The following is an 18,863-nucleotide window of genomic DNA, read 5'->3' as shown; positions in this document are numbered from 1 at the left end:
CTGGTCTTCCGGCCGTCCGTTGAGTGTTCCCCGAGCGGACACCTGAATTGGCTCCATGGCGAGTACTCACTCGTCTTCCCGAAGAGCGGGTCACGAGATGGAGCCGTTCGATCGGTCGCGCCTCTTGCATAGTGCAGAGAAAGCCGGACAACCCGATGCACCTCGACCCCGGCCGTCTCAAGCAGAAGGTGACCGAGGCGCGCGGTGACGCCGGCTACACCATCTGCCACTCAACCCTGCCGTACGCCGGCAGCCCGGTCCCGCCCGCGGTCTGCCGCGGATTCGCCGACCGCTACCGCACCTGGCAACTCTAGGTCATGGAACGACTCTGGGGCTTCGTCGAAGTCGAACCACCCGACCCTGACTCCCACCCGTACGCCCGAGTGACCAGGAGACACCCGCCATGCCGAACATCGACGACGTCCTCCGACGCCAAGAACAGATCATCGACACCATCGGCTGGGCCGTCACGCACGTCCTGCCCACCGACGACGACCCCGACACCACCATTCCGTTCGCCTACACCGTCGGACTCACCGCCCACCACTAACCTGAACTACTCACTGCCGGGCTGCCGACCGAGGTCGCCCACAGCCTGCTCAATGACCTCGCCCGCCGCGTCGACGACAGGGCCGAACGGTTCACCCACGGCCAGCGCATCAGCGACCTCATCGCCGGCCACGACGCGATCATCATCGACGGATCAACCACCCATGATCTGCTGCCCGGGCTGGCGATCGCCCGCTACGGCCGTCACCAGATCCGCCTCCAGCAGCTCGTCTGGCCGGACCAGCAGGGCCGGTTCCCCTGGGACAGCGGGTACAGCCTCGAACCACAGGCACAGCCACTGATTGCTCAGATGTAGCGACGACGCGGCGCCGCCCAGGATCCGGACGCCCCCAGGCGCCGGATCCCGGGCACGACCGAACCGCTGGCCCACAAAGGTGGCAGCACCAGCGAGGGCAGCAGTCGGCGTACATAGGTGGGTACGCCGTTACTTACAGAAATCCACATTACAACGGAGCTCAGGATGGTCGGGCCGAGGTTCCCTCGTCACTCAGGCGGAGTTACTCGGTCCGGTTACGCTCGTTTACCCAATCGCAGACGCATTCGTGCCCAAAAAGCGGCTACGAGAGCAGAGATTCACCGCACTGCAGACGTAAGTGCAGCAGACTATTTGCAGGCCGCCGGACCACGGATATCTCCGGGCTGAAACATGTTGACCTCGACGCTGGTGATAATAGCCATCTCGCCGTTTTGGAGGATTTCATCGTACGGATAGTAGACGTCATCCTCACCTATGCACGGTCTCGCATCGATCTCAAATAGGCCGGGCGCGCGGGCCACGATAGCTAGGTAGGCATCAGGCGTGCCTTCGGATTCTTGAGGTAAGAACCAGTTGATCCCGAATATCCCCTCCCCCTCACCGGGAACGTACGTAGACAAGAATGGCTTGTCTTGAAACGCCGTCGTGATCAATGGGGCCTGAGTGGGGATGGCGGCGGGGAACTCGACCACCACGCCCTCGGGGGCGGCCAGCGCCAAGCTGGTGCGCGACAGAGAGTCATAGCGTATCGATTCGATCGCGCCACCGACGTCACACACGGTGACCGTGTCCAGATGTTTGGGATGCCAACGGTGGCATGTTGCTCCCGGCCGTCCTTCGCTCTGCGGGAAGCCCTCGATCTCAGTGATACCGAACGAATCGAGCGCAAGCTGGACCGGTTGCCCCAGACAAAGCCCGAAAAGTCCTGGGCAGGCCTGCTTGCGGGCCAAATGAATGCTGTCATCAAGACCGACGTAAAGGTATGGGTCGGGACCAGCAAGTCGAGGAATGCCGGTCTCAGCGCCCTTCGACGCGGATGGTCCCCGACCGGCCCCTCTGGTCTCATCAGCCCGCCGATTGACAGTGACAGCAAGAAGGGCGAGCGAGAAGGTAATCGCAGCCACGACGGCCATCGACGTCGCCATGACGGCCAATGACCGTCCTGACACGCCCACTACAACCGTTTGAACAGGGCCAACCACGATTCCGCCCGTGATGGTCATCGTCTGCTGGGCGGTCGCTTCCGCGCCTACAGCAGAATCTGTTGCTCCGTCCTGCAGGCGGGTGGCAGTGATCTGTACTGCAACGCCGCCGAGGACCAGCGTCGCCAAGGCCCCAGCCCAAGCCCAGGTGAACGTGTCAGTGACCTTGTTGATAGCGATTCCGATGACTACAGTGAAGACGAAGAGAAGGGCTGACGTCACTACCCTCATACGTCGCGTCAACCTTGCGCGTCGCGTCAACGTGACCTCCTGTCGTCGCTAAGTGTAGCGACAGACAGCTACACGTCAACGTACTGCAATGTTCCGCCTTGAACTGTAGCTACATCCGCGATCGGCAGATAGCCACTGAATGGGCGCGCCAGCTCAAAATCGTACGACTGGTCCTCGAGACAGTAGGCCCTTTTCGTGCACTACGCCCAGCTGCCCCGTCAAGGCAGCCGACCATCAAAAGTCGCCTGCCCCGGTGCAGCCGCGCACGTCAAGCCGTACCGGTCTCCCCCTGGGGAGCCGGTACGCCGACAGCAGCCTGATACCGCTGAGCAGCATCGAAATCGGTTGCCTGTTCGCTTACCTCGTTTCGGCTATCCCTCACAGAGGCCACATCCTGCACTGGTCTCGCTTCCGCAGTGTTAGCCCGCCTGCGGGTTCTCGAGTAGGAAGTGCGGCTCTTTCCTCGTCCTTTGAGCGGGCGTGGTGCCTGTTGACGTCACTCGCTGTGGCCCGCGCGTCGGGCGGGGCCGGGCTGGCGTCGGATCCGTCGCCTGGGGATCCCTGGTCGGCGGGGGTAATCCGGCGGCAGGTATCGGTAGACCGATCGCAGTGACTTGCCGATCCTCTCGGCGAGCAGTTCAGGGTCCAGGTTCGGCTCCTTGCGCAGCCAGTAGGCCACTGCCTGCGCGGTACCCCGGGGCACTTCCGAGTCGGCGTCGGCGTCGGCGTCGACATTCTGATCGCCGTCGTCCGTCTCCTCGTCGGCGTTCGCACCACGGACGTCCTTGTCGTTCAAGGTCCCATCTGCCGGGTCCCCGACGGCCGGATCGTCCGGGGTCAGAGCTTCAGGCGGGCCAGCGTCCCGGCTCTCCGTACTCTGCTCGTCGCCGCTCGGGTCCGGCTCAGGGTTCTCCTCTGGCTCTGCAATCGGCTCCTGCCAGTCATCGCGGGGCATGTCCGCCACCGACGCGGTGGGCGCTTGCGGCGCGGAGGAGGCGGGCTTAGGTGCCGGCGGTGCGTCCGCGATGCCCTCTCGCCTAAACCAGCGACGGTGGCGACTGGAACTGCGGGCCGTCATGATCCGCTCCGGGGCGAGGTCAGCGGCCAGGAGCGTGGTCAGCCCGTTGTAGTCGGCGGTGGCCGCGAGGCGTGCGGCGATCTCGTCCAGGTCGTACACGTGCACGGCGATGTCGGCGGTGGTGGGGTCTACGGCGGTTCTGATCTTGCGATGGAGCACCTTGGCGATCGCGGCGTCGCGGCGTCGGCGGGCGATCGCGGTGCGGGCCGCTGCGAGGGATTCGTACAGGTCGAGGCCGTCGGCCTTGGCGATGGACCGCGCCCGGGCGGTGATGGCGGGGTGGCAGATCCAATGCCCCAACACCTCGTAGGCCGGTGGTGTGGGTGGCAGGCCCCCGGTGACGCGCAGGCGGTCGCGGCGTTGGTTGCCGGCGTGCATCAGCCAGACGAGGTATCCGAGGGCGGACATGCCTGCGTAGAAGCCGCCGGCTAGGTGGTCGGGGTGGGCGGCCCAGTTGAAGGTGACGGCTCCGGCGGCGATCGCGGCGGACAGTAGGCGTGATCCGATTGCCCGCTCGCCGAGGCGGCGTCGCACGTCGGCGTTGGCCATCACGACCACGCCGCCCAGTTCGAGCGCCGCGACGGCGGGGACCGCGACGGCCACCGGTACGCCGAGTGTTTGGACGGCGCCGGTGACTTGTCCAACGAGGGCGACCAGCAGCACCAGGACGTAGAACACCTGGCGTATCCAGGCGGCGTGCCGGACTGCTGTGGCCAGGTCGGCGTCCACCGCGTCGAGGGTCGTCGGGGACGAAGCTTGTCGATGCGCCGGCCCGCCTTGAGGGCTGCGGGCGGGCCGAGGATGTCCGGTGGGCACGGATGCTTGCAGGGCCCAGTCGGTGCCTTTGTGGTCCCAGTTTGTCGCCTGCGGGCCGTCGCCGCTGCGGTTGGGCTGATCGTGCGGGCTGCCACGACGTGCGTCGGGCGCCGCCGAAGGGTCCGGCGTCATGGGTGAAGTCCGCTGTCGTGAGAGTCGGGCTTCGCGGTCGGCCTCTGGCGGCGCAGCTCGGCGATGAGGCGGTCGGCGAGTCTGAGGGTGTCCTCGCTGGGTTCGGCGTCGATCTCGTCGAGGCGGAGGGTGAGGGCCCGGGGTAGGGAGCGGATCTGCTCGAGGTGTCCGAGTGAGGCGTGGGCGCGCATCGCTTGCTGGTAGGAGGCTTCGGCGTACGGGTCGTGGCGCATCGCGGCTTCCAGGACGGCCAGGGCTTGTGTCGGGTCGGGGGTAGCGGCGGCGAGGGCGAGGTGGGCGTCGAGGGCTTGGCGGCGGATGCCCTCGCGGTATGCCTCGATCCATTCGTAGTCGAAGCCGTCGGCGAGTGTGCCGTCGTAGGCGTCGACGGCGCGCTGCAGTGCGGCGGTGCGGTCGTTGTCGGTGGTGGCGAGCGCGGCGTCGCGCAGCGCGGCGCGCATGCGCCACAGGTCGGTGTCGAGGGCGTCGCGGTTGAGGGCGTAGCGGCGCGACGGGTGAGTGAGGTAGGTGGCGGGTCCTCCGGTGAGGACGAGGGTTTTGCGTAGTGCGGATACGTAGGTGTGCAGGCGGTGCGGTGCCTTCGAGGCGGGGGCGTCGGGCAGCAGGTCGTCGAGGATGTTGTCCTGTGCTGCCTCGCCGTCCTGAACGACGAGGTAGACCAGCAGTTCGAGGGCTTTCGCGCGCAGCGGCGTGGTCGTGTCCATGTCCATGATGCGGGCCCCTCCGAGCACTCGAACGTCGACGCGTCCGCCGGTACGGGAAGACTGGTCGTCGCCCGCCGGGTGCGGTTCATTCCCGGCGTGATCGCGGCGCTCGTGCGGGTGTGCGGCGGCGGAATTCTCGGGTGTGGGGTTCGGATCGGTGTGATCGGGCGGGCCGGTGATGGCGCCGCTGGCTGCGGCCGGTCGTGGTCCCTGACCGGTGACAGGGCGCGGCGGTGCGGTCGGTGCCGGTGCGCGGGGCTCGCTGGGCTGCACTTCGGCGGGAAGGTCGACTCCCTGGGCCGGAGTAAGGACGTTGAGGCGACCAGCGTTGGCGGGGCGCGGGCCGGGCCGCGGGACAGCCTCTTTGTCGCTCGGGGGTGTCGCACTGCTGTTCGGGTCGAGGTGCCTGACGGTTGTGGGTAGTTGTGTGCGCTGCGCGGGTGCTGGCGGTTGAGGCTCGCCGGTATGGGACTCGGCGAGGAGCCGCAGCAGTTCGGTGGTCTCGCTGCGGTTGATGACGCTCAGGCGGCCGACGGCGGAAGGACAGCTGTGCTGTTTCGCGTCGTGCTTAATGATGCTGGTGGAGCCGTCTTGGGCGACGAGGATGGTGTCGCCATCGGGCCAGGCGCCGAGCAGGACGCCGTGGATGTCGAGTCGGTGTCCTTGCGTGAGCAGCGCGGTGATGCGGGTGCGCTCATGAGCAGTGGTGGGGGCGGCGATCAGCACCGTCGGTGGCACGGGCTCGGCGATTGGGTCCCGGTCGCGCAGGTCGGCGATCGTGTCGACCTCGTAGTCGCCGCACATGCGTGCGCGGTTTAGCGTCTGCTCCTCGATCAGCGTCAGAGCGTCGCTGAGTCCGCTGGTGATGGTCATCCGCGGGGTGCCCGCCCGCGGGGTTGTGGGGGTGCCTAACAGCGTGGCGAGGGTGTCCGAGGCGATGACAACGTGGTGGCGGCTATGGGGGTCATCCGGTCCGCCGGCGGCGAGGGCGGACAGCAGCACGCCTCGGGCCGCTGCCTCGGCTCCGGGCCCGATCAGACCGAGTCCCGCAGACGGCCACACCTCGATCAGCGGGCGGGTCGGCGCGGGTATAGGCGGCTGCGACTCGTGCGCCGTGAGCTTGGAGGTGTCGTCGTCGGCCGCGTCTGCCGGGGTCGAGTCAGGGTCCACGACGGGTTCGTCGTGCGGAGGTTCGAGGTCGGGGCCAGGGTCAGGAATGGTCTTCGCGCTCGGTGTCAGGGCCCGTAGGGCGCGGCGGATCCGGGTGACCACCGCCGGCATCGGTTCGACGCTCGGGTCGTCGAGGCGTGGGCGCGCGGTGGGTTGCTGGGGGGTGTAGCGGCGACGGCGGTGTGCCCAAACGAGGGCAACTGCGGCGAGGACTGCGGCGGCGAGTCCCATGTCGAGCCAGCTACCCGTACCGAGCGACACACCCGGCTGATGTCGCGGCGTTGGGGCGGTTCGTTCGTCGGCGGGGCGAGTGGTGGGCGTGGCAGCTGGTCCCGACGCCGAAGCGTGGCCGGCTGGCGGGGACGTCGTCGCTGGGGCGGACTCGACGAGGCCGTCGTCGGTGTCCGTTCCGGTCGGGCTGCTGGGCGATCCTGACGGAGCTGGTGTCGTCGGCGTTGTGGCAGGCGCCGGTGGGGGCGAGGGGCGTGGTGCTTCGGCCGTGGGAGGGAGTCGCAGTGTCCAGCCCGGGTAGATGAGGTCAGGGTCGCGGAGTGTCCCACCGGTGTGGGGGAAGCGGGTGCCACGGTTGGCGGTGAAGATTTCGGGCCAGCGGTCCGCGTCGCCGAGGCGGTCCTGGGCGATGCGGGACAGCGTGTCGCCGCGCCGCACCGTGTAGGTGTTCTTGGCCTGGTCCCTGCCGTTGGCTGGTGAGGTGGTCTGGTCGTCGGCGTGGGCAGGCGCGGTGGCTGCTGGGCCCTGCGGTGCATGGGTCGTCTCCGCGGCGGCGGTGGTGGTCGCGCTGGCGTGGGCGGGTGTCGCGGTGGCCGCCGTGCTGACGGCGGTCGCTCCCAGGACAGCCGCCGTGATTCCCTGCAGTGGCCCGGGCATGTGCAGCCGTGGCAGTCGCCGTGACATCCGGGCGGCCTGGGCGTACAGGCGGATCGCAATGGCGGCGGCGAGCATTGCCCACAGCAGCCACGCCGCGAGGTAGGCGATGCCGGCGAGGAAGCCGCCGCTGAGGGGCTCCTCGACCCAGCCGCGGAGCAGGGTCGTCCACGAGCCCTGCGGGCGTGGCCACCTGCCGACGCGGACGAGCGTGACCGGCACAGCGACGAGCAGCAGCGTGACCGCCGACGTGTGAGCGGCCGAAGCGACCCTGAACCTCATCGCCCCTCCCCTGCTGCCGTATGCGGGACCCGGACGCCGACCGGCACCGAGCCGGCTTGGCAGCGCCGTGAAACGTTGGCCGCGAATCGACCGTAGGGCGAGCGGCAGAAGACGACGCGGTTCCGCTGGCTGACAGGACCTCACACGACCTCACACGACCTCACAACCCCAGCTCACCGGCGGTCGATAGGAGTCGAGACGGTGCGACGGGCGGCATCTGCTGAGGCCAAGACGAGCCTTTGTCAGCAGGACGAGCTGGCTGTCTGGGACCGAGTACGGGGAAGCCGCAGGCGGAAACGGAGCCGGAAGCGCAGGGGTAGCACAGTTCGGGCTTTCCCGAAGTGGGTTGCCCGTGCGCTCGGAGCGGGCGGCGTTACCGGGTGGGGATGGCGGGATGGTCCCCGAGGGCGGCTGTCGTGAGAGCCGTGTCGGTGGGAAGGATGCCCGCTGCGGCGAGACGACGGGCGTAATCCTTCCGCAGATGGTCGGCCGCGTCGTGGTCGCCGAGGGCGATGAGTGCGCTGACCGCGCGGGTGTGCAGGTCGGCGTTGTACGGGTCGATGCGGATACCGGCCTGCAGCCATGCCAGGGCCGCACGGACGTCAGGGCTGGCGCTGGCGAGGGCCGCGTGTGCGTCGATGACGTGCCGGCGGGTGGCCTCGCGGATCGGGTCGAGCCAGGGCCAGATCCGTCGGGCGGCGAGGTCAGCGGGGTAGGCGTCGATGACGGCCTTCCAGGTCGTCGCGTCGGCGGCGACGGCGGTGGTGGCGTCGCGGACCGCGTGGTGGAAGTGCCACAGGTCGACGGTGACGCCAATGGGGTCGAGGCGGTACCGGTCGTCGCTGTGTTCGATGAGGGTCACCCCTGCCGTCGACCGGATGGTGGCGCGGAGGTCGCTGAGGGTGGTGTAGAGGCGGCCGGTGAGAGAGCGGCGGGGCAGGCCCGGCCAGATGGCGTCGGTCAGCTGTCGGGTGTCGGCTCCGTCGGGGTGGGCGGCGAGGAACACGAGGACCTGGAGCGCGGCGGTCCGCCGGATCTCCACAGGGTGGCCGTCCAGCAGCAGTGTCGGTTCGCCCAGCACGCGCAGCTGAAGGCGTCGTGTGTCGTTGCCGGAGCGGACGGGGTGCTCCTGGGCGGTGATCTCCCACTGCGGGGACCGGCCTGCCAGGGTGGGGTTGCGCGACGGGCCGGAGGTGCCAGGCTCTGGCGGTGCCGTGTCGGGGTGGGCGATGACGGTGAGCAGGTCGGTGGCCGTGACCTGGGTAAGGACGCACATCCGTGGCCCGGCTGACCCGCTGCCGTCCTGGTGGTGGGTGCGCCCCGACGGGTCGACCTGCCATGTACGGCCGGTCGGGAACCGTCCGAGCACGGCCAATGCGGAGGGGGCGGTGGCCAGACTCGCCAGGGTCCCGGCGTTGTCCGTCGCGGACGCCTCGTCGACGATGAGGGTTGGTCCGGGTGGGCCGGTGCCCTCCTGCGTGTTTCGTTGTGCCGGGTCTCGTCCGCCCAGGCCACGACCAGGGTGGTCTCCGGAGAAGAACCCCGCTGCCTGCCCGAGGTTGTCGATGACGGCCAGCCCCGGCAGGCGGCGGGCCAGCGTTTCGGCGGTGGGGCCGAGCAACCCGGCCAGGACGGCTCGGGTGGCGACCACGGACACTGCCGGGTGATGATGCCCAGCTAGGAGGCTGGTGACGAGCAGGCCTCGCGCCGCGTCGTGCGCCCCCGGCCCGGTGAGACCGACCGCAGCTCGGGGGAAAGCCCTGCTAGGGGTTGGCTGGTCGAGCGGCGACGAGCCGGCCGAGGCGGCGCCGGGTTCGGTAGGCGGTGGCGTCGAATCGGCGAGGGCGGCTTGCACGGCCGCCACTGTCGGGGGCAGCGGCGCCAGGTCCGTGTCCTCGCGGCTCGGTGGACCGGGCGGGCGGGGCCGGTAGGAGCGGCGGCGACGGAGCCACACAAGCGCCGCCGCGGCGCTGACCTGCTCCGCCACGTCGCGCGGTAGCCAGCCGCCGGCGACGCTGATCCCCGCGTGGGCCAGGACGTCGCCGTCGGGTGGTGTGGACTTACCGGCCTCATCCAGGGTTCCTGCCGCTACCGGCTGCGTGGGCGGTGGTGGCGGTGCGGCGATCGCGTGGGAGCTGACGCCGAACACGGCCGCGCCGGCGATGCCACCGGCGGTGGCCTGGAGGGGTGTCGGTAGCGGCATGCGCCGCAGCCACGACACGGTCGCGCTCAGGCGGGTCAGCACCCGGATCGTGACCGTGTAGGCGAGCAGGAGCCACACCAGCCAGGCCGCGATGGTCAGCGCGGCGGTGAGGCTCTGTTCGGTCAGCGGGTTCTGCACCCACTCGCGTGCCTGCGCCGCGGTCGGCCAACCCAGTTCGGGTGGCCCGATCAGTGACAGCAGCACGATCGGAGGGCCGGCCAGCAGCGCGAGGACGAACAGCAGGGACATCAGCTGCCGCGGCCACCGCATGTCACCCGCCTCCACCCGGTGACATGTCCGCCCGAACCGGGCCCGTCAGAGGTGCGGTGGCAGTGGGCCGGGAGGGGCGCAGGACACGGCTCCAGAGCCGAGTAGCCCACCAGGTCGCGACGGCGATGGCGTAGATGACGCCGAGCATGCCGGCGGCCCGTCTACTGACGATCGCCGCGAAGATCACCGCCAGCGGGGCGGCGAGGATGAGGCGGAACATCAGGGGTGTCACCACTGCCATGACCACGGCGATGCCGAGGAGGAGGCCGCCGACGCGGCCGGCGATGTCGATCCACAGGATCCGGTCCGGCCACCGGTCGGCGGTCAGGGAGTACTGGATCAGTCCCATGCCGAGGGTGGCGGCGACGATGGATCCGTTCGGCGCGGCCAGCAACGCCGACCAGCCGCCGTGCGGGGTACGCCACTGCCGGGCGGCGACGGCCGCCATCGCCACGGCCATCACCGACACCGGCGCGATCGGCCACAGCGCCCACTTCAGGTATGGGCCGACGGGCATACCGAAGTATTGGCTGGTGACCACCGCGTACAGGCCGGCGATCGCCGCGCCGAGGGACACCGCTGCGAGGATCCCGACGCTGACCCTTCCCCCTTCGGTTCGGGTGCCGGGGGTGGGACTGCGGGCGGCGATCAGCGAGCCGAGGACCGTGCCCGCGGCCAGGCACGCCAGCAGGGCCATCACGGCCGCCATCGTGAACTCGCCCCAGTTCACACTCACCGAGTAATACAGGCCGAGCACCCCGTGCTGCTCCGCGGTCAGCAGGCATTGCCAGATCAGGGCCAGCGACGCGAAGCCGGGCACCGCGATCGCCGCCGCCCGCCGCACGGGCGGCACCGGCACCTCCACCCGCTCGACCGTCCCGGTATCGACGGCGCCGACGTCGGCGGCGCCCCGAGCCGCGGCCAACCCCGGCTCGGGCAGAACGGCGGGGGCGACGCCCGTGCGCTCGGTGATCGCCGTCGCCAGTTGCGGCAGCTGGGCGCTGCCGCCTACACAGTAGATACCGGCCAGGTCCGCAGCGGTCAGCTCTGCGGCGGCGATGGCTTCCTGCGTCAACTGCGCCACGCGCCACGCCACAGGCCGCACGGCCTCGTCGAGCATGGCGCTGTTCGCGATCACGGGCGGCCGATCCGGGAGCGGGACCGTGACGGCCGAGTGGCGCACCAATGCTTCCTTGGCCACTCGAACGCTGTCCACGACCGACGGGCGCGATGTGCCCTCACCCGTGCCCATCGCGGTGCCGATAAGAGTGTTGGCGAATGCCTGATCGATTGCGGTGCCGCCGGCCGCCCTGTCGGCGAGGGTCGCGAGAACCTCGAACCCGGTGGGCGCGCGTCGAAGTACTGTCACCTCGGCGCCCGCGCCGACGTCACAGACAACGAGGAATGCTCCGACTGGCACCCGCACACCGTTGGTGAGTAGGTATTCCGCGACCGCCACCGGGGCTTCCACCAGGCGTGGCTGCGGCATCCCGGCCCGGTGCGCGACCTGCCGCATCCAGGTCCGCCGCCTGGGCCCCCATCCCGCTGGCACCACCACCCGCACGTCCCGCACCGGCTGACCTACTAACCGCTCGGCTTCGGCCGCGACCCCGCGCAGCGCCGCCACCACCGCGTCTACCGCGCCTCGATCAGCGTCACCCGCCGTCGCGTCCTCGATTGGATGCCGCGGGCCCGGAATGAACGCTTCAAGCTGATTCCCGGTGGGTTGCCCTTCGGGTGGCGTCCGCCCGTCTGTGGGCTGGGACGCCATGGTGGGCAGGCGCGGGGCGCCGTCGATCGCCAGCACGTGCACGCTGCCGTCGGCCCAGGCCAAGGCGGCGCGGGTTCCAGCGCTGCCGCAATCGATCGACAACCGCGCTTCCCCCGCTCCCATGCCCCTAGTCAAACATGAGGATCACATTCACGTCACCTGTCAATCACTTACGGCCACCAGGAGGTGCGCCGCGCCTGCCAGCTGTTTCCTGTTCGCCGCCAACGCAATCGCGTCGCGGAGATAGTCGTGGTGAAGGTTGGCTACAACCCCGTGCGTCGGCAAGACCGCCGCCGGCGTGCGTTTACCGGCCCTAACAGCCGCCGACGCATCCTCGTCCTCGTCGACGAACGCGTTGTCGGCGCCAACCCCGCCGCGCTGGTCAGAGTCTCCGGCGAATTCGCCCGTCCTATCATCGGGGAAGAGGAGCGCGTCCGACAGTGGAAGACCGGCAAGGTCCGGGCCCGTGATGGTCTAGACCGACGACCGGGTCCTGGAATTCCTCGACGACGCCATCCACGCACCCGGCCTGTTCCTCAAGCGAAAGCTCGCAGAGCGGCATCTAGGGGCAGTGCCTCGACCGGAGGCATCCCGGACAACCCCAACGCCACCTGGGCGCAAAGTATTCGCTACTCGCGCTGGAGGGCGAGTTCGCCGGTGACGTCGGCTTTGATTGTCGCCGACGCCTCACCTCGAAGCCCTGCCAGGACCACGCCTGGCAGGGCTTCGAGATCGACGTGTGGGGTCAGCCATCGCCCAGTGGCAGATCCGGCAGGCTGTCCAAGAGGGCCCTCACCTCATCCTTCGTTGCCCCTGTACGCGTCTGAAAATCGCGGTCATCGCCGGTCTCGAGCGCTTCCATCATCAAGGACCCGACCAGAAAGAATTCTGTCCTGGACATCGTGATCACCACCCGCTCCCCACAGTCCTCCACATGCATCGGAACCGTCCTTTCATTCTGACCTAAAGTTCCTGGTGAAGTATTTATAACCCTCTTGCGGGGCGAACACGGTACCACCGTCCTTCGCTCGGGGGTTGCGAATCACGATCACCCCGTTCCGCCAGTAAGCAGTGGTACCACCCGTCCGCACTCGGCGCTCTCCATTGAGGATTACACCTTCGATCATTTCGGCGAATTCCGCGCGAGTCCGGATACCGGGGAATTCTCCCTGCTCTACAACATGCTTCTCAAAGGCATGTCCGTCCGCCCCAGCGAGTTCTTCTGCTGCGAGTTGAGCTCGTAGTCGGGGACCGTCAGCGGCATTGCAGCGGCCGGAACTGCAGGCATCGCCTGCGACTCCGGCCGACCGGGCGGCGTCCTCCGTGAGTAGCAGGCCGCCACTTGCGCGGGCGGCAGTTCCGCCGGACGCGGCTGAGAGAAGGTTGAAGGCCGTCCAGGCGCAGCTGGTTCCATCGAGGTCGGCGGTGCAGTAGTAGTAGTCGGTTACTCCGGTGACTGGTTCCACTGCGGCTTCGCCGCGCTGCCAGCCTTGATAGACGGGTTGCAGAAACCAGTCGGGGTTGTTCACTGTCTTGGCGTCGAGATTGTCGAGGGCGCGCTTGAGGCCCGCGAAGAAGCCGTCATCATTTTTGCCGCCACTCCCACTGCCACTGCCGTGGTAAAGACTTTTGGAGCCGGAGCAGCGTGGCCAGCAGCCGGGGTTGTTTTTCTTGTTCTCGCTGTTGCCTTTTTCGTCGCCGGGCCGGTAGTCAGGGCAGCTGTACTGGGTGACGCAGTCGGCATCGATCAGGCCGGTTGGGTCACTAAAGGTGGTGGGGTTGTTGTGCGCGTAGGCGTAGCCGTTCCATTGTTGTGGATCGGCTTGATCGAGGATCGGGTCGAGACTGATGAATTTGCCGAGCTGCGAATCGTACTCGCGTGCGCCGAGGTGTGTCAGACCGGTGTTGTCCGCCGTCCCGCCAAGAAAGCCCTTATCCATGGCGGCAGGCCATGTGGTGGGCGTGGTGCCTCGTTGACCTCCGAAGGGCAGGGTTCGGCGGCGGCTGGCGGTGAGGTCGGTGTTGCTGATGGTGGCTTCGGCGGTTGCGTGATGGTCGCTAACGATCCAGTGAAGCGTTCCGGCTGACGTGCGGACGGCGATGGCGCCAGTGGGGCCGGAGTAGTAGCGGGTACCGGTGGCGGCGGTGCTGGTGGGCTTGCGGATCTCGGTGCCGCCGGGGAGGTAGAGGGTGGCGCCGGTGGGGTCGCGCCGGATCAGACGGTTACCGTCGGCGTCGTAGAGGTAGGTGGTCTTTCCGGTGGTGTCGGTGGATGTGGCGCGCTTCGCTTCGCGGTCCCAGGTGAGGGTTTGGTTGCCCTTGGGGCCTGGTCGCGTCGCGGTGTTGCCGATCGGGTCGTAGCTGAAACTCTCAGTTTTTGAGGTCGCGCCGGCGGTGGTGACGGTGGAAACGGCGTGTGGCTGGGAGCCGGCAGCACCGCCCTGTGCTGGGTAGCTGTAGGTGCGGGTGGTGTTGGTGGTGCCGTGCAGCGTTTCGGTTTGCCTGTTGTCGGTCGCGGCTTGGTAGGTGTAGGAGTGCCAGTACGAGGCGGGCCCACCGAGGTTGGTGACGCTCCGCCGACTCGGGGCGCAGTCACCGAGGGTGGGGGTCCAGGCGTTGGTGAGTCGGCGGAGGTAGTCGTAGTCGTAGCACTGTGTGTCGGTGCTGCCGCCGGCTGGGGTGTCGTTAATGGACTTGACGTTGCCGATGTCGGAGTAGCTGTACTGGAGGTTGAAGACGTCGGCTTTGAGCTCGGGTGTTGCTGTGGTGTTGGTGGTGCGGCCGGTGTTCTCGTCGATGGTGTTGACGGTCCAGGTGCGCTTGCCGAAGGCGCCGCTTACCTGTTGGGTGAGTTGTCCCAGCTTGTTGTAGCCGGTTTCGTACAGGTAGGTCTGGTTTGCGGACAGGATGCCGTAGGGAAGGCCGACCTCGTTATAGGTGAAGGTGAGCTTCTCCTTGGCGAGGCCTGCGGCGGCGGGTTGCTCGCTGGTGGCGACTTGCCCGTTGGCGCGGTAGGTGCTGGCGTAGCTGTAGGTGCAGGGCGTCAATGTGCCGGCCGCGCAGAGGCCGCCTTCGGTAGCGGGGATGCTGATCTTGGTGGTGAGGGGTCGACCGGCGGTGTCGTAATCGGCGATCTGGTTGACGTAAGCGTTGGTGGAGCCGGCCGGCTCGTAGCGCGTGGAGGCGGCGAGTTTGCCGATGCCGTAGGGGGCCGTGTCGTAGGTCCAGTCGGCGCGCTTGGGGCCAGTGATGGAGTCTTCGCGGAGGCTCGTCTTCCGTCCGATGGCGTCGTAGGTGTAGGCGAGCGTCTTCTTGAGCGCGTCGGTGGTGGTGGTGACCTGACCAGCGGCGTCGTAGGTGTAGGTGGTGGTGCCGCGGTCAGGGTCGTCGTCCTGGATTTTGCGGCCGCGTTGGTCGTACTGGTACCGCCAGGTGTTGCCGGCGGGATCGGTCAGCGTCGAGATTTCGCCGCGGTCGGTGTAGCGGTACTGGGTGGCGTCGTAGGTGCTCGGGTCGTCGCTGCCGACCGCGGTGGGTGTCTTGTACTGGCGCAGGGTGGTGGTTCTGCCCCGCGCGTCGGTGATGGTGGTGGTCGCCGTGCCGCCGTCCGGTGGGGTGACGCTGGTCTTCTCACCGTTGTAGCTGGTGGTGGTGCGCCACTTCTCGTTGGTGGACTCGTTGACGCCGACCTTGAAGATGGCGCTGGTAAGCCGTGCGGCGCCGTCGTAGATGTTCTGTGTCAGGGCGGGAATGGCGGGGGTCCCCGCTCCGCCGTAGAGAGTGGTGTTGGGTGCGGTGTTGGTCTTGTCGTAGTAGGGGGCGGATTCCCAGTCGAGCAGGCCGCGGGAGTCGTAGACGGTGTCGGTCAGGCTGCGACCGCCGCCGGGTGCCTGCTTCTGGACTTGACGGACGCGCAGCAGTCCGTCGTGCAGGGTGATCGATGTGGCGTATGTGTTGGTGCTGACCGGCATCAGCGTCTTGGTGGTGACGGCCGTCGGCGCGGTGTTGCGGACCTGGTAGGTGTACTCGGTGCTGGGACCGTTGGGGTAGGTGTCCTTGGATCGGCCGGGGAGCCAGATCTTGGTGAGGCGTCCGAGTCCGTCGTAGCTGAGGTCGGTGCGGATGGCGTTGTCGTCGACGATCGCCGTCGGGAGGTGCCAGGCGGTGGCGTAGGTGGTGGTGCTGCCTTGCTTGAGGGGGTTCTTGCTGGTGATGGAGGTGACGGGGCCTCCGACGGCTGGCGTGTAGCTGGTGGTGGAGGTGTGTTCTAGCGCGTCGGTGGTCTCGGTGGCGCGACCGGTGGAGTCGTACTTGGACCGGCTGGTCGTGGTCCACTGCGGGGTGGTGCCGTTCCAGGAGCCAATCTCTTCGGTCTTGGCGACGTTGCCGTACTTGGGGAGGTAGGCGTCCCAGTCATTGGTGTCGGCGTCGTAGGTGATGCGCGCCGAGGTGAGCATGTCACCGGGCAGGGCCGGCGTGGTGGCGCACTTGACGCCGACGGTCTCGGTCCTCTTGGCGAGGTTGAGTATCCAGAGCGTGTCGTTGCGGGCGTACCAGGTGCGGGTGCAGATGTCGTCGTCAGCGGTGGATTCGTCGCCGAGGTCGTCGACTTGGGTGGGCAGGTTGTCCGCGTTGACGCTGGTGACGGTCTTGGTCCAGCGGGGTGTGCCGTTGGCCAGCTTGGTGCGGGTGCGGACGGTGTCGGTGTGGGTCATCCACGCGGTCAGTGGCCCGGAGGTTGCGGTGGGGCCTTGCCGTCCTGGGGTGGTGATGGTTCCGGAGATCCATGACCCGCCGGAGCCAAGGAGGGTGCTTTCCTCACGGATCGTGCCGGCGTAGGCGTCGTGGTCCTCGACCTTGACGTTTTGGGAGTCGGTGATCCAGACGTCACGGCTGCCGGTGGGTTGCTTGTCCCCGTCCATGCCGCGGAAGTAGAGGAACTCGGTGGCGGATTGGACGCCCGACTCGAGTCCGGTCCGGACGCGGATGTTGCCGTACCCGCGGAACTCGCCCCAGGTGCGCTTCTTGTCGTCGGTGAGTTCTGAGTCGTCGTGGTGCCAGGCGGGGGCGTCGAGGTAGTCGTAGTTGGTCTGCTCGTGGGTGAAGCCACCGGTGTTGTCGTAGACGTCGATGCGGTCGACGCGGTACTTGTGGAACCAGTCGAGGGTCGGCTCTTCGCCCTTGGGACCGTAGTACTGGGGGTAGCAGCGCTTGGTGTTGGCGTGGACTGCTGGCAGCGTCGAGCGGGTGCACTCGGTCGGCGAGTAGCTGACGGCGATTTGCGCGCCTGATTCCGTGGTGATGGTGTTGATGCGGTAGCGGAAGAGGTTGGATCGGCCGTCCCCGATCGCGTCGACTCGGTTGGCGAGGGCTTCGGTGCCCGGGTCGAAGACGATTTCCGGGTCGGACACGGCGATGCCGCCTGCGGTGGTGACCTTTCCGGTGCGGGTGATGCCGGCAAGCCACATCGGCTTGCCTTCGTTCTCGCCGGACTGCAGGTAGGTGTGCCGAAGGGTCCACGATTCGACGTCCTGGTAGGTGTCGCCGGAGCCGGAGTAGACCTGGGCGCGGACGGCGGAGAGCCGCTTGGAGGTCCAGAACGTGGGGGAAAGCTGCTCGGTGCAGGGTGCGGCCTTGCAGTACTGGTCCCACGGGGTGTCCAGCCATGAGGCTTGGACGGGGTCGTTGTTGGACCAGCAGTTGGTGGCGCAGCGGTCGACGCCGTCGAAGAGGAGGCGTGCGGCGGGGCGGGTCGTCGCGGGGGCATCGTTGCGGCTGCCATATTCGATGCTGCTCAGCCACCCACCGCGGTCGTAGGTGGTCCGCTTGTCCTTGTCGCCTTCGCGGCCGTAGGCGCCGCCTTCTCGCTGGTAGAAGTAGGTCATGGTGTTGCCGTGGGGGTCAACGACGTAGTCGAGGTTCCACCGCCATGCCTGGGTGGTGCGGGATTCCGCGAATTTGCCGGCGCTGTAGCCGGGCTCGTCGGGGTGGTTGCCGTAGACGGGCAGCGTCCAGGTGGAGTTCGTGGCAGTCGCGGCGGTGGATCCGCCGACGCCGTGGTTGCGGCCGAAGACGTACTGGGTGCCGTCGGGCTTGGTGACCTTCCAGTACTCGTTGTCGTTGTCGCCGTTGTTCAGGCTGCTGTCCGTGAGCAGCTCGATCTTGGATCCGTCGTCCGCCTTGCCCTTCCAGGTCTTACCGGCCGCCTTGACCAGCTCGGTCGCTTGGCCATTGAGGGAGATGGTGGCGTTGCCCTCGGGCTTGTACCAACACTGGTCACCGCCGTAGACGCTGGCGTTGTTGGGGCTGTTGCCGCGGATCGCGTCTTTGTCGTCGGCGCAGGGAGTGAACTTTCGCTCGACGAAGCCGGGCCACATGTCCCAGCCGTCGCCGATCCAGGATCCCTGGGTGTTCGTGCCGGCGGACATACCGTCGACCGCGCCGGAGGAGTAGGACAGGCCCAGTTCAGGTTGGGGGCCGCCTACTGCGGGGGGACCGCTGACGGGGTAGGACCAGGAGAACGCGCCGGTTTGCGCGGATACCTGCCATGTCGCGGCCGGGGAAAGGCTGGTGGCGGTGTAGTCGCCGTTGTTTCCTGACGGACCCGCGGCCAGGGCCACGGACGTCGCGGCTCCGCTTGCGGTTAGGGGGACTGTCGCCGATACCCGCTGCGATCGGGAGTCGTTGACACTTGCCAGTCTTTTGCCGTCGAGGGTGATGATCTGCAGTCGTGATGCCCAGTCGCCGCCGTGCGTGCCGGCGAACGTGCTGTAGTCGATTTGCACGTCGACGGCGCCGGGTCGTTTCTGTCCGTCTTCGCGTGCCACTCTGACCAGGAGCCCTGACACTCCAGCTCGTGCGGTGGCGGCACGGTCGGCGATTTCCACCGCTACCCGTGTCACGGGAGCGCCATCGAGTCCGGTCGAGTCTGCGGCTTGTCGGGCGGGCGGCGCGGCGGTCTTGACCCGGATCGGAAGGTTGCCGGCTTGGCGTGCGTCGGCGGATCGGCTCGTAGCGGCGGTCAGGTCGACGACGGCAGACCCTGCGGCCGGCCAGCTCACCGATGCCGCAGGCCGTGCCTCACGTGACGTTGCCGTCCAGGACGGGCGCACCTGGTGTTGCAGTGGCTTGACGGCCACACCGGCGACGTCTTTGGCCGTGGGTGGCTTCCAGGTCGAGGCGGATGCGGGGGTGCCGGGCACCTGGGCAAGCGTTGCAGCCACGATGACGGTGAGTACCGCGGCGACACGGGACCGTGCGATACGGCGCCGA

10 protein-coding genes are annotated in these 18,863 nt (G+C 68.0%); 3 read left to right on the top strand and 7 right to left on the bottom strand.

From position 1 onward, the window contains the following. Window positions 1–131: 131 nt before the first annotated feature. From OHB44_RS09925 to OHB44_RS09915, 3 genes are all read left to right on the top strand, one after another. On the top strand, window positions 132–314 hold the full coding sequence (locus OHB44_RS09925) for a hypothetical protein (protein ID WP_330440497.1): 183 nt from the start codon (window positions 132–134) through the stop codon (window positions 312–314). A gap of 89 nt (window positions 315–403) precedes the next feature. Next, window positions 404–550 carry a hypothetical protein gene (locus OHB44_RS09920; protein ID WP_330440495.1) on the top strand — a complete coding sequence of 49 codons (147 nt, stop codon included), beginning with the start codon at window positions 404–406 and terminating at the stop codon, window positions 548–550. Between the two features lie 21 nt (window positions 551–571). Next, window positions 572–865 (top strand): DUF4262 domain-containing protein, encoded by a 294-nt coding sequence (locus OHB44_RS09915; RefSeq protein ID WP_330441209.1) that lies wholly within the window; start codon window positions 572–574, stop codon window positions 863–865. A 308-nt stretch (window positions 866–1,173) separates the two neighbouring features. Here the strand turns inward: OHB44_RS09915 and OHB44_RS09910 are convergent, their stop codons facing one another. The 7 genes from OHB44_RS09910 to OHB44_RS09880 form a co-directional block, all read right to left on the bottom strand. Next, window positions 1,174–2,259, bottom strand: coding sequence for a hypothetical protein (locus OHB44_RS09910; RefSeq protein ID WP_330440494.1), 1,086 nt, complete (start codon window positions 2,257–2,259; stop codon window positions 1,174–1,176). A 496-nt stretch (window positions 2,260–2,755) separates the two neighbouring features. Next, window positions 2,756–4,066: a hypothetical protein gene (locus OHB44_RS09905; RefSeq protein WP_330440493.1), complete on the bottom strand. Its 1,311-nt coding sequence runs from the start codon at window positions 4,064–4,066 to the stop codon at window positions 2,756–2,758. 215 nt (window positions 4,067–4,281) lie between these two features. After that, window positions 4,282–7,347, bottom strand: coding sequence for a BTAD domain-containing putative transcriptional regulator (locus tag OHB44_RS09900; RefSeq protein ID WP_330440492.1), 3,066 nt, complete (start codon window positions 7,345–7,347; stop codon window positions 4,282–4,284). A 373-nt stretch (window positions 7,348–7,720) separates the two neighbouring features. Then, window positions 7,721–9,820: a hypothetical protein gene (locus OHB44_RS09895; protein ID WP_330440490.1), complete on the bottom strand. Its 2,100-nt coding sequence runs from the start codon at window positions 9,818–9,820 to the stop codon at window positions 7,721–7,723. A gap of 1 nt (window position 9,821) precedes the next feature. Continuing rightward, window positions 9,822–11,714: an Hsp70 family protein gene (locus OHB44_RS09890; protein WP_330440489.1), complete on the bottom strand. Its 1,893-nt coding sequence runs from the start codon at window positions 11,712–11,714 to the stop codon at window positions 9,822–9,824. Between the two features lie 622 nt (window positions 11,715–12,336). Continuing rightward, window positions 12,337–12,531 (bottom strand): hypothetical protein, encoded by a 195-nt coding sequence (locus tag OHB44_RS09885; protein WP_330440488.1) that lies wholly within the window; start codon window positions 12,529–12,531, stop codon window positions 12,337–12,339. 13 nt (window positions 12,532–12,544) lie between these two features. Beyond that, the gene (locus tag OHB44_RS09880) at window positions 12,545–18,793 is read right to left on the bottom strand and encodes an RHS repeat-associated core domain-containing protein (protein ID WP_330440487.1); all 6,249 of its coding nucleotides are present in this window, start codon (window positions 18,791–18,793) and stop codon (window positions 12,545–12,547) included. Window positions 18,794–18,863: the final 70 nt, after the last annotated feature.

The sequence above is a fragment of the Micromonospora sp. NBC_00821 genome (genome assembly GCF_036347035.1).
GTDB classification, from domain to species: Bacteria; Actinomycetota; Actinomycetes; order Mycobacteriales; family Micromonosporaceae; genus Micromonospora; species Micromonospora hortensis.
This window is presented reverse-complemented; position numbering and strand designations above follow the sequence as displayed.